This is a genomic window from Mycobacterium uberis (genome assembly GCF_003408705.1).
GTDB classification, from domain to species: Bacteria; Actinomycetota; Actinomycetes; order Mycobacteriales; family Mycobacteriaceae; genus Mycobacterium; species Mycobacterium uberis.
The window spans coordinates 277,580-289,098 of sequence record NZ_QAYL01000006.1 but is presented as its reverse complement, the minus strand read 5'-3'; the positions used below and the strand labels follow the sequence as shown (position 1 = coordinate 289,098).

Here is an 11,519-nt window from a genome sequence, read left to right as displayed (position 1 = left end):
CATCCACACAGTAGATCAACTCACACAACCCATCGACCCACACCACAACCCACACCACAACCCACACCACCACACCCCACATAAAACAAAACCACACAACACCAGACCAGGGTGGGCAGAAGCCCTGGCAGAGAGGCATCAAATGAGTGACCAGGGCACCTGGGATGCGGCGTTGGCGTGAGTGACTGGTCAACCAACGCCGCCCAAGATACAGAGTGGCATCACTCGCCACACAAAGGTCGGGTCGAATCACAAAATCTGGGCATCAAACCGCCTGACCGTGGTGTGTTGTCGCTCCCCACAGCGGCCGACCACCATGACTCGACCCCGAAGACTACCAGGCCCGCAACGTCATCAGACGTAGCTTCTACACAACCAAACTGTGGCGCAGCCCTGCCATCTGCTACAACAAACTTGGCCAGCGCCCACTATTAATAGCAGAGCTGCAAGTCAAGACACTACGGCCAGACTACAACTGCGGCGTCAAATCCAGTGATGTAATAGTCGTCATCCTGGTCACCAGCCAGCGATTAGCACTATGTTTCATAAACAAGCGGTAGGACAGATACTTCAGCGAAGGAATATTTTTGGTCAGTGGGCTGGTGGATGTGGTGTTGGTATATACGATGGCGATGGCATTAGGAGCATCAAGTGATTCAACCGCCACGCCGGTTACTTCGGTGCTGCTCGTTATCTTGGCCTGTTTGTTAGGACCGACGATAGCATCGACGAATTTGCGGTACTGGGCACCAAAATCGCCGCTGAGGTAGGTCGCCGCGCGGTCAGCCAGGGTGTCCATGTTCTCCGGCGTATAAGTCCACAGAACGGCTACTGTGTTGGCTGCTGCCCGCGCCACTTTGAGCTTGACTGCAGCGGTAGCGCGATCAACCAGGTAGAGCTGCACGGTCGCGCCCGCAAAGGCTGCGAAACCAACGCATAATATCGCGGCTACTGCGACGGCGAGAGTCATATGCTGGCCGGCCAGCCGGCTCCTTAGGGTGCCACTGCTTTCAACCGCTGACGCAAGTGTCTCTTCTTGGTTCTCAGCGTCACCGTCTGACTGTTCTACTACCGCACCGTCGATCTCACCGGAAGCGATTCCAGCTGACTCGGTGACTCCTTGTGATTCTTCGGTTACGTTAGCAGCTAAGGCTGCTGAACTCGTGTTGACAGTCAAGTCACCTGCAGCAGATTGCTGATCTTCCACTGATCCCCTTCCCGAGTCGCGGTTGCCACCCAACGATTTGTGTTCTCGACTACCTGCTTTTCATCCGGCGACTTGGAGGTGACTTCGGTAACTATCAACACATTAGCGCTGCCATCGTCATTCCATCTTTCCATGCCGACGTCGAGCACGGTGCCAGTGGTCGGTTCAGCTCTGGCGACCTGGAAGAGAATCTCGTTTGCCTTATCGTGGTACTGCTTGGCAAAGTCACCAGTCGCTTGCGCCAATATCCGTGATACATAGTCATTGGCATGATACGGATCAAGGGTCGTGAACTCCGCCATAAACCATTTGACGTAGCTAAGCACCTGCTGGTCCTTGGTCATGGCGTGCTCACGGGATGCATGTGAGATCGACATCAGGATTGATGCCATAGTTGCCGCCGTCATCACCAATGCAGTAACCGTGGCGACAAACGCCAAACCCCATCGTCGCTGTGACACCACCGTCCCCGCGGCAAGCAGTGGTCCCTCGCCGGCTTGAAACTTGCGGCGGGGACTCATTTCCCGTTCCCGGGTGGTCTCGGTTTGGTCAACACAGTGAGGTCATCAACGAGCCAATGGCCATGCTTATCCTTAGCAAAATTCACTCGAACGGTTGCGCTGATGTATCGTTGGTCAGGCGCCGCGCCTCGGCGACCCTGCATAAACAACAGCATCGTCGCACGATTTGGCGTGACAGACTGGATCGCGCCCGCGATCGGCCAGTACTCGTTGATAACCGGGTGCCCCTTCTCCACAACATCCTGCTGCACAGCCAGCTGGCGGCGATACTTGTCGCTAGCCAGCGATTGGGCGTGCGTGAAATCGGCCCGTAGCGTTTTTGGGTTGTAGGTCAGCATCTGCGCGACCATCTTCGGTCCCTGAATCATTATCTGCGCGCCAGTTTGGTCGACTGCACGATCATGCGAATACACCACCACATAGTTCACGGCGGCACCACCTAGGCACACCACCGTCGCAGTCAACAGGGCCACCGAGACCCGCCGTCTTATGGTGCGCTTCCGCTTGCCCAGTTGTATGCAGCGTACTTCGGTGCACAGCAGTTTGTCAGCGAAGGTGCAGCGCCGCGAATCCCACAGTGGCCATAGCCAGCCCACGAGCACTGCTGCCGTGTCGAGCTGATGGGTAAGATCCCGCAACAACAGCCGCCACGGCCCAATAGCTGCCCCATCACGCTTTACCACCGCGATACCGCACAAGGCACGCCCTAAACTCCAACCGAGGACTGCCGGCAATAATAACCGGTTGACCAACAGCAGCAAGATGACGACGCCACCAACCGCCATACACAACAACCACCACGCGCTGCGTAGCGGGACAGTGAGAACAACCGATGCCATCGCCACTACCACAACGAGACCCGGCAGAACATCGACAGCGAATGCGCCCACCCGAAGATGCCACGGCGCCAAGCAATTCGGCGATAGCTCTGGGATGACCGCAGCGGTCTGACTCTTCTCGACCACCACCGCTACTTTGTCACCTGATCGAGATTGGCGATCTTGTACTGGCCTTCAGCAAACGCCATTTTCACCCGTAAGCGGTAGCCGGTTTCTTGGCCTTGCGCCTGGTCGCTAGATAACTTGACGCGGAGTGCGACGAGCACATCGATGGAACCGTCGTTGTTGTTGCGCTCAACCGCTGCCCTCACATCGGACACCTGAACGTGTACGTTCGCAGCCTGATATGCCTGAACAAGCATGCTCGTGTAGAGCAGAGCTTGGGAGCGGAAAGCATCGGTACCACAGTCGATGATCTTCTGTTCACTGGCCGCCATCGCGTTAGTGTCTGGCGCTTGTGTCGCCACGACACAATCCATCGCCGCTTTCAGCGCCACGGCGTCGTTGCGCGCTATCGTTTGGCTGTCCTGATGATAACGCAGCGCGCAGTAGCCACCGGCCCCTATTCCGCTGGCGGTTAGGAAAAGCGTCACAGCGATACCCGCAAGCCACCTGCGACCTAGACGCGACCGGTTGAACCTAACACCCGAAATGTCGGTTGCGACTTCTGATGCTGGCAACTCCTCGATGGTCGGCTCGGTGCTGGCCTGGTCGGCCACAAGCTTGGCGCCCTGTCGAATTCTCTTACCTGATCTCCGGGAGAGCATACGCAGACGACAAAGCATCGACATCGGTGGGAGACTCAGCCGGCTGGCGCCAGCATCTCCTTCCATCCGTCGTCTCCTATTTCGGTCGAGTTTTCGACGGAGTATTTCACTCCGTCGGGCCCAACCAGCTCACCGCTTTGGGGACTGTATACGGCAGAGGGAAGCCGGCCCGGGGTGTAGACACATGAGTTAGGCTGTTGTCCGTTGCACTGCACGCTACCCGATCGTGGCCGCGACAAGGGGTCGCTGACCGGCAGAGGTATCCCTGGCAGTCGATCCGCAGGCGCCGGATTCACGCCGTTGTCAACCGTCGGCGCTGGGATCACCAAACCTGGCTTGACTGGCTGATCACAGCGCGCTCCGGGCGCCGGGCAAGTCAGGAGCTGATTCGGGTCGCCGAACCAAGGGTTGGTCCCCAGCGGAACGTACGGTTTGGGATCGCGACATTCCCGTGGCGAAGCCGCCCGCTTGCCCGGGACATCAACGCACGGGATGTTTCGTGATCCGCGTACGCTGTTGGCTGGCGTGTCCATCGGGATCTTGCAGTACGTGCCGACTGGCAACGGCTGCAGGCTAGTGTCCGCCGGCGACCGCCACTCCGCTGCCGGAATGAAGCCAGTCAGACAGGGCGGCGGCTGGTTGAACGAAAACGCCAAGTCAAGCGCGGCCATATTCGGGAACGACACCGCCACCGTTTGCGTAATCGAAGCACCCTGCGGCAGAAACACCAACATCTGCTCGACACCGTTGTGGTAGCGCTTGAGCATATCGATCACAATCTCGAGATTGGCCAGCGTCTGCGGCAGTGAATCCCGCACGTCGCTGAATATTGCGTTAACCTCATCGACAGTCGGCGCTGCTTGGGAAAGAATGCTTTTCAGATGCTGATCTTGTTGTGCACTCTGCGCCGCTAGGACGTGCAGGTTGTGCGCCCAGCGCTCAATCGCACTGCCGGATTGAACTTGGCTGTCCAGGATCGACCTAGAGTTTTGGATGATGTCGTTGACATCGGTGATGTTGGTCTTGAAATCGCCCACAATCGTCTGAGCAGAATCGACCAACCGTTGCAGTGCCGGCCCCAACCCGCCAACTGCTTGCGCTGTCTCGTCGAGCAACGAGCCGATCTTTTCCCTGGGCAACGCGGCAAGCCCTCGATTAACGGAGTCCAGTGCCGGCCCGATCTCACTGGGCACAGTACCCTTGATGATGGTTTGTCCGGGGGCCAAGTACTTGCCAGGGTTCCCGGTCGACACCAAATCCAAGTACTGCTCACCAACCGCTGACACCGAGTGTACATTCGCCGACGCATCGATCGGGACCTTGTAGCGACTGTCGATACTCATAGTCGCCTCGGCGCCCGTTGCGGTCGGCTCAACACCGGTAACCCTCCCGATAGTTATGCCACGATAGGTCACATTAGCCGTCGGATACAGCCCGCCCGTTGCGGGAAGCTCCGCCTTCAGCGAATACCGGCCAATACCTACCAGGCTTGGAATCTGCAAGTAGTACACACCTAGGACAGTCAGCGAGATAATGGTCAGGATGCCGAACAGGACAAGTTGGCGTCTGATGAAAGCAGTCAGCATCGTCTATCTGCCCTTTCCACCAACGGTCCACCGGGTGCATCATTGGGGTTCGGCGTGTAGCGAACATCAGGAATCATCGTCTCAGGATCGCGACCAAACGACTGCTCGAGAGCACGGAGAGCCCCAGACAATCCGGTACCAGTCAGCACCGCGTTGTCCATGGCACTGTAAGTTACGTCCAGCGTCAGTGACACATTCTGATAGTCGCCCCGCATAATCTTCGGAACGGTGTCGACGTCGAACGGCTGGGTTAAAATCAACTTCAGCGCGCCCACCAGATACGGTGAGGCCCGGCTGAGTTCCCGCAGTGGGCATCCCAGCGCTTGCAGATTGGTGTGCAGGGGGCCACGCACCTCCGACAAGTACTGATCGGCAGCCTGGCTGAGCTGTCCAACCGAATCGGTAGTGTTGATGAGCAAGTTCTTGGTGTCGGCGAAATGCTTGATCAGCGGCGGAATGTCAGTCAGCACTCGATCAAGGACATCGGAGCGGCTACCCACATAGGTCAACAGCCGGTTGGTCGAGTTGATGGCGTGGGTGATGTCATCACGTTGCTGATTGAGCTGGCTTACAAAGGTATCCAGCTTTGTTAGAAAGGCGTGGATCTGATCGCCTCGCCCGTGGAAAAAGTTGAAGACCTCGTTCGTCAGCGTTTCCAGGTTCGGGATGCCACCACCGCGCAAGATCAGGGAGATACTGGCCAGTGTTTGCTCGGTGGTGGGGAACGCCGACGAATTTTTCAGCGGTATGGTGTCGCCATCCTTAAGCAGTTCTGGCGACGGGTTTGCCGGTGCAGCCAGCTCCACATGCTGAGAGCCCAACAAACTGGTCTGGCCAATCTTGGCGGTGGCGTTCTTCGGTAACTTGACATCCCTGTTTAAACCTAGCGTCAGGGTGGCTACCCAGTTCTTCAAGTTGATGGCGCGTATCGAACCAACTGTGACGTCGGCAACCATGACCTTGCTGTTACCGTTGATTGCCAGTGTGTCCGGCATCTGCACGTAGATGGTGTAGGACCCTTTGCCGCTGCCCGGACCACCTGGAATTGAGACATTAGAAATTCCACGCCAACTACACGAGCTCAGCAACAACGCGACCACCAGTAACACCAACCCCTGCCAGGCCCGGTGACACAGTCTGCTCACACGTACCACGCTCATCGCGCGCCTCGGTGCCAAATTGGTTAGCTTACCCATCAGGCACCTCATTGTCCCGCACCTATCTCAGCGGGTAGCTGTGGGCCGCCGGCGTTAGCCGCTGGCGCTATTGGCGCCGGCGTTGGAGCAACCGGACCAGGCACCACATTCGGTCCTGGCGGTGGCGGCGGTATCGGCACCGACGCCTGCAAGCCGATGGGTGGCAGAATTGGATTCTCATCGTACGCGTTAGGCGGTCCCGGCGGCGTCTGCAGGTTGGATTGAATAGACGCGATGTTCGGGCCACCCATGAGTTCAGCCAGCGAATCGGGGGTCAGCAGGCTCGCCGTAATCGGCCCGACCTGCTGCCCTTGCATTCCCGGGGCGACGATCCAGCCAGGTTGGACGTTGCGATGTGACAGCTGAGTGTCCGGCACCCAGATCCCCGGGACAGTGGTGTCCTTGTACCCGTTCGGTGGCTGCAGCCGCGGCTCGGAGTAGGCGACCTCCTTGGGAAGCACCTCCGCCGTGTTTAAAAGGTTCAAACCGAAGGGGAGGTAGTTAAACTTGATCGCGTCCAAGACTGGCGAAAGATATTGCGCACAAAGTTCGGCAGACTCCTGATATCCCAATCGGCTGCCAGCCTGAATCGCGCTGCAAATGAACTGCATCGGATTCGCGAAGTTGGAAATCGTCGGCACACCGACAACGGAACCGTGCGCCGGGTGGTAAATCTGGTTGAGATTTGATGCTGCCGTAGGAGCGACGTGCAGGAAGGTTTCCACCCCGTTCAACGGCTCCGGCTGAACTATCGTGGTGGTCACGGTGTCCAGGTTCTTAACATCGGTAGCCAGCACTTCGCGGTTCTTAATAAGGAAAGGGCGCACCGTGGAAAGCAGACTGTCGAACTGCTGTAACGCATTGGACAGGTCAGTGTCGGAGTGCACAAGTCGAGTGGTTAAGTCGGCCAGGTTTTGGTTCAAAGCAACAAACTGATGATCGTCGGTATGCAGTGCGTTGACGAACAACGCCAGACTCCGTAACACCGCGAAAAAGTCGCCACGCCCCTCATTCAATGCAGTCAACGCCCGCGAAAGGCTGTCCAACGTGGTGTTAATTTTCTTGCCCTTGCCGGCCAGCCCATCGGCAAACGATTCGATGACGTCACCGAACGGACCTCTCGGCTGCTCTTTGGTCGGGCCGAGTTTGGAGATAATGTTGGTGACGCTGTCCCGCAGCTCGTCCCACTCCACCGGCACCTGCGTGCGCTCGATCGGGATCACCGCGTTATCTCCCAACAAAGGGCCACCCTTGTAGGGCGGCTCCAACTGAATCGAGCGGGACGCCACCAAGGTCGGATTGAGGACCACCGCGGAGACGTTGGCCGGAACTTTGTACTTGTTCTGATAGTGAAAAGTAACCTTCATTTTGTCGCCGGCCGGCACGATCGAATCGATCGACCCGACGCGTAAGCCCATGATCTGAACCTTGTCGCCGGTGTAGAGCGCGTTCACAGCAGGGAAATAGGCAACAACGGTGTTGTTTGTCAGCTTCTGGTAAAGCCTCCAACCAACGAACCCGACGACAAGGACTACTACCACCAACAGCGATCCGATAATCACCGCTGTTCGTAACCGCCTCGATGGCTTCAAATCACGGATACCGAAAATAGCATTCAAGTCTGACTACCTTCCGTGACACCACTACTGACTCCCGTGTCTCCCGAGTTAATGAACGAGGCCGGCAACTGTGCCTTAAACTCGGGCGGTGCCGGTGGACCTGGAGGCAACCCATCGGGGTTCAACGTCGACGTTTGAACGTCGATTGGCGCAGGGAAGGTGGGCCCACCATACGGACCGGTGGTCGCACCGGCACACGGGAGCGGATTCCACGGTCGCGACAGAACCTCATCCCCGATGGTTACATTGTCGCCCGGATGCGCCGGTGTATAGGAACATGGCGATCCCGGTGGAACGGCCGGTCCCGGATGCTCCGGAATACCCTCCAGCACCGGCAGCGCAGGAGATGGTGCGCCATTGGGGAAACGGTTGCCGTGGGGGTCGGGGAACTGGAATTCCGGCAGCCCAGCGCTGCGCCAGAAGTCCTCGGGGTTGATGCCGCGCTTCTTGAACGCGGCATCAACCCACGGCTGCAGAATCTGATATGGCGCCAGATTGTGCAGGACCACTTTGAAGAAAGGTCCCGACCCGATGGCTTCATTCAACGATGGCAGGAAGGCGCCGACCTGAATGAGATCATTAGCCAGGTCGTCTTTGCGCTGGACCAAGATACCGCTCAGCTGGTGCAGCTGTTCCAGCACGTGATTGAAATTCGGGTTTTCGTTGATCAGTCCTTGCACCTGGGCCGAGAACGCAGCGACATTGTTCAACAACGCATCGATAGCACGCCCGCGTTCGTTGAACGCCGCGAGCAAGGTCTTGGTGTTGACCAACAACCGGTCCACCTGCGTGCTACGGTCACCGAGAACACTGGCCACCTGATTGGACTGCTCAAGCAGGTGTTTGATCTCCCCATCGCGTTTGACAATGGTGTCGGAGAACTTGGCCACACCATCGAGTGCAACGCTGAGGTGCGGGTAGGTCTGATCAATGGTTTCCGACAGCACCTTCAGCGACTGCTTGACGGTGTCTATGTTCCAGCCTGACGCAGCCTTGGTCACGTCCAAGAACGCATCGTAGATCTGATAAGGAGTCGCACTCTGGCTCAGCGGTAAACTATCCCCGGGCCGTAGCGGCTGGTTGCCGCGTGCCTCGATCTCAAGGACCTTCCTGCCAAGGATGGTGTCAGTGCGGATTCCCAACCGGCTCTCGGTGCCGATGCTATTGGTGCCGATGGAGAACTTGATCACAACGTGGTCACTGTCGATCTTTAGTGACTCCACCTTGCCGACATCCATGCCGGCAACGCGCACCTTGTCACCCTTGTTAAGTCCGCTGGTGTCGATGAACTGTCCGTAGTAGCTGGGCCGGGCGAACAAGATCGGGACACTGGCGAAGCTTTGACCCACGCCGATCAAAAGCATTACCACCAGGATCCCCATGAGCCCGATGCGAAGTCGATTGGGGGGCTCCAGCGTTCTCATTGCGGCGTGCACCGACCCGTCGGCTGATGGAAAAGCCGGACCGTGCGTACAGGGCCGCCAGGCTGCAACCCGTTGATCTTGAGCGTGATGTCGCAGGAGTAGAAGTTCACAAAGTCCCCGTAAGAGCCTATCGCGCGCCCGATCTGGTTCAACGCGGTCGGCAACTTCCGAAGGTAGTCCTCGAGCTGTTGCCGCTGATCGATCAGAGGCTGCTGAATCCCGTCCAGATAGTTGATCGATTTGTGCAACAACTCGCGGTCCTCGGCCAGCAGATCGGCCACTGTCCCCGCGGCGTTGCTGATATGCGCAAAGCCACCCGCTAATTGGTCACCGTTATCCTTAAGCCCGGTGATCAATAACTCAAGATTGTTGACGGTCTGGTCGAATTCTTTGCGATGCCGAACAGTGGTGTCCAAAACCATGTTCAAGTTCTTAACCACCTCACCGATCGCCTGGTCACGCTCACCAATAGCACTGGTAAGCTGAGCTGTTTGCTCGAGAATATCGTTGATAGCGCCTCCCTGGCCCTGAAGCACGGTGACAAGGGTCGAGGCTATGGTGTTGACCTTGTTTGGGTCCAGCGCCCGAAACAGCGGTTTGAAACCACCAATCAGCGCGTCGAGATCCAACGCCGGCGACGTCCGGGACAGCGGGATGAATCCACCCGGCTGCATTATCTTGTCCGACCCTTGACCCTTGCCACGCTTGAGCTCTAGGTAGCGGTTGCCAATCAAGTCGAGGTAGCGGATCTGTGCTGTCGTCGACTGATACAGCGGCACCGAGCGGTCGACGTTGAATTTCACCCGCACTCGCCTGCCGCCGTCGATCAGCGCAACAGAGTCAACCTTACCGATCTCCACTCCCGAGGCGCGAACAAATTGGCCCGCACGCAGACCACTGATACTGATGAACTCCGCCGAGTACTCATTGGTACGGCCGAAACGGATCTGACCGAACACCACAATGATCATCACAGTAAATAGCAACAGTACCAACGAAAAAATGCTGAGTCGGACGACAGTACCGGTGATTTTCATGGGTTGATTGTGTTATCCCCTACTTGACGGCCCCAAACATACTCTATGGCGTAAGGCGAACCGGCGTCCAAATGATTGTACGGCGCAATGCTGTTGCCTGTGTCCATGACCAACTCAGGCACGGGCCACAGATCGCGGGTGATTTGCTGCCAGCAACCTGGTGCACCCCCCGGCCCACCGCGAGCGTTCACCCGCGGCAGATTCTCCGGATAGATGTAAGGATTCGGTGCCCCGTTGAGCACTCCTGCTAGCCCAAGCGGGGCTAGGAGTCCTTGTGAGAGGACTCCTCCGCCAAGGATGGATATCGCTGATGTCGGGTTTAGCATGAATCCCAGTCCCGACAACAGCTCAATATGGTCATTGAGAGAATAGCCGTTGCCACCGAGAATCGCAGCGGCCTTAGGCTCGATGTCGTGATAGTTACGCAAGGTGCAGAAGATCGCCGGACTGTAAGTGTCCAGTAACTGGGCCGTCGGCACTAAGTCGGCAGCGGACCGCGCCAGATAGGGTCCCCCGCGCTGGAAGAGATCCGTACCGGTGTTGCCAAACCCGGCCGCAGCCAATAACACTTGGTCCAAGTCCTTCTGCTGTTGGTTGATCGTACGTGATGTGACAACCGAATTGTTAAGGAAATCAAATAAATCCGGCGCTGCGTTGGCATAAACGTCACCCAGGGTCGCCAGCTGTTGGATGTCGTGACGGGCCTGCAGCAGCTGCGGGTTGACGTCATCAAGAATCGCGTTGCCATTGACAATTGACTGTCCGAACTTCTCACCCAGCCCAGTCAGTGATTGCGCGGCCGCGCTCAGCGTCAGGTTCAGTTTGACAGGATCCACCTTCTCTGAAATCGAGATAATGGTCTGAAACAATGTGTTGATCTCCGTGGTCACCGATCTAACGTCGATTACGGCCTGTGGTGTGAGCCTTTTCAGCGACGGTTTTTTCGGCGTCGTCAAAGACACATATTTGCCGCCGAAAACGGTAGTCGCCTTGATATCGGCGTTCACGTTGGCGGGAATTAAAGACAGGTACCGCGGATACACATCCAAGATGAATGTGGCGGCCGGCCTGCCGTCACGCACAGTCTCCGAGATGTTGGTAACCCGGCCAATCTCAGCTCCGTTGTAGACGACCTTCGAGCCCGGATCCATCACCAACCCAGCCCGATCGGCCAGCATCGTTAACTTGACCTTAGAGGTGAAATTTCCTCGGAACTGCCCATAGACCAAGCTGAAAATCACTACAGCCACGACCAACAAGGCGACCCCAGCCAACTTGTACGGCGGCTTTCGCAATGTGTTGATCTTTGCTGGTGATGTCATG

At 57.4% G+C, this 11,519-nt stretch carries 11 protein-coding genes; all 11 read right to left on the bottom strand.

What is annotated here, in order from left to right; all coding sequences use genetic code 11:
• Positions 1 to 193 (bottom strand): hypothetical protein (locus tag MUBE_RS16310; protein WP_133297061.1); only part of this gene is annotated, 193 nt, incomplete at its 3' end.
• 276 nt (positions 194 to 469) lie between these two features.
• Positions 470 to 1,207 carry a mammalian cell entry protein gene (locus tag MUBE_RS05805; RefSeq protein WP_424399039.1) on the bottom strand — a complete coding sequence of 246 codons (738 nt, stop codon included), beginning with the start codon at positions 1,205 to 1,207 and terminating at the stop codon, positions 470 to 472.
• Complete coding sequence (locus MUBE_RS05800) at positions 1,174 to 1,728, bottom strand: mammalian cell entry protein (RefSeq protein WP_116539799.1); 555 nt, start codon at positions 1,726 to 1,728, stop codon at positions 1,174 to 1,176. The genes MUBE_RS05805 and MUBE_RS05800 overlap by 34 nt, the downstream gene beginning before the upstream one ends.
• Positions 1,725 to 2,696, bottom strand: a complete 972-nt coding sequence (locus tag MUBE_RS05795; protein ID WP_116539798.1) for an RDD family protein — start codon at positions 2,694 to 2,696, stop codon at positions 1,725 to 1,727. The genes MUBE_RS05800 and MUBE_RS05795 overlap by 4 nt, the downstream gene beginning before the upstream one ends.
• A gap of 2 nt (positions 2,697 to 2,698) precedes the next feature.
• Entirely contained in the window at positions 2,699 to 3,400 is a 702-nt protein-coding gene (locus MUBE_RS05790) for an Mce protein (protein WP_165849718.1), read from the bottom strand.
• Positions 3,370 to 4,920 (bottom strand): virulence factor Mce family protein, encoded by a 1,551-nt coding sequence (locus tag MUBE_RS05785; protein WP_116539797.1) that lies wholly within the window; start codon positions 4,918 to 4,920, stop codon positions 3,370 to 3,372. Before MUBE_RS05785 ends, MUBE_RS05790 begins: the two co-directional genes overlap by 31 nt.
• Positions 4,914 to 6,080, bottom strand: a complete 1,167-nt coding sequence (locus MUBE_RS05780; RefSeq protein ID WP_116539821.1) for a virulence factor Mce family protein — start codon at positions 6,078 to 6,080, stop codon at positions 4,914 to 4,916. Before MUBE_RS05780 ends, MUBE_RS05785 begins: the two co-directional genes overlap by 7 nt.
• Before the next feature lie 44 nt (positions 6,081 to 6,124).
• On the bottom strand, positions 6,125 to 7,735 hold the full coding sequence (locus MUBE_RS05775) for a virulence factor Mce family protein (RefSeq protein WP_116539796.1): 1,611 nt from the start codon (positions 7,733 to 7,735) through the stop codon (positions 6,125 to 6,127).
• A complete protein-coding gene (locus MUBE_RS05770; protein WP_116539795.1) occupies positions 7,732 to 9,159 on the bottom strand; it encodes a virulence factor Mce family protein in 1,428 nt (475 codons plus the stop codon). The genes MUBE_RS05775 and MUBE_RS05770 overlap by 4 nt, the downstream gene beginning before the upstream one ends.
• Positions 9,156 to 10,196, bottom strand: a complete 1,041-nt coding sequence (locus MUBE_RS05765; RefSeq protein ID WP_116539794.1) for a virulence factor Mce family protein — start codon at positions 10,194 to 10,196, stop codon at positions 9,156 to 9,158. Before MUBE_RS05765 ends, MUBE_RS05770 begins: the two co-directional genes overlap by 4 nt.
• Positions 10,193 to 11,518: an MCE family protein gene (locus MUBE_RS05760; RefSeq protein ID WP_116539793.1), complete on the bottom strand. Its 1,326-nt coding sequence runs from the start codon at positions 11,516 to 11,518 to the stop codon at positions 10,193 to 10,195. Before MUBE_RS05760 ends, MUBE_RS05765 begins: the two co-directional genes overlap by 4 nt.
• Position 11,519: the final 1 nt, after the last annotated feature.

Bases quoted from the DNA above. Each gene is read 5' to 3' on its own strand.
- MUBE_RS05765 (WP_116539794.1), bottom strand. From the start codon at position 10,196: ATGAAAATCACCGGTACTGTCGTCCGACTCAGCATTTTTTCGTTGGTA.
- MUBE_RS05780 (WP_116539821.1), bottom strand. From the start codon at position 6,080: ATGAGCGTGGTACGTGTGAGCAGACTGTGTCACCGGGCCTGGCAGGGG.
- MUBE_RS05800 (WP_116539799.1), bottom strand. From the start codon at position 1,728: ATGAGTCCCCGCCGCAAGTTTCAAGCCGGCGAGGGACCACTGCTTGCC.
- MUBE_RS05770 (WP_116539795.1), bottom strand. From the start codon at position 9,159: ATGAGAACGCTGGAGCCCCCCAATCGACTTCGCATCGGGCTCATGGGG.
- MUBE_RS05760 (WP_116539793.1), bottom strand. From the start codon at position 11,518: ATGACATCACCAGCAAAGATCAACACATTGCGAAAGCCGCCGTACAAG.
- MUBE_RS05790 (WP_165849718.1), bottom strand. From the start codon at position 3,400: ATGGAAGGAGATGCTGGCGCCAGCCGGCTGAGTCTCCCACCGATGTCG.
- MUBE_RS05785 (WP_116539797.1), bottom strand. From the start codon at position 4,920: ATGCTGACTGCTTTCATCAGACGCCAACTTGTCCTGTTCGGCATCCTG.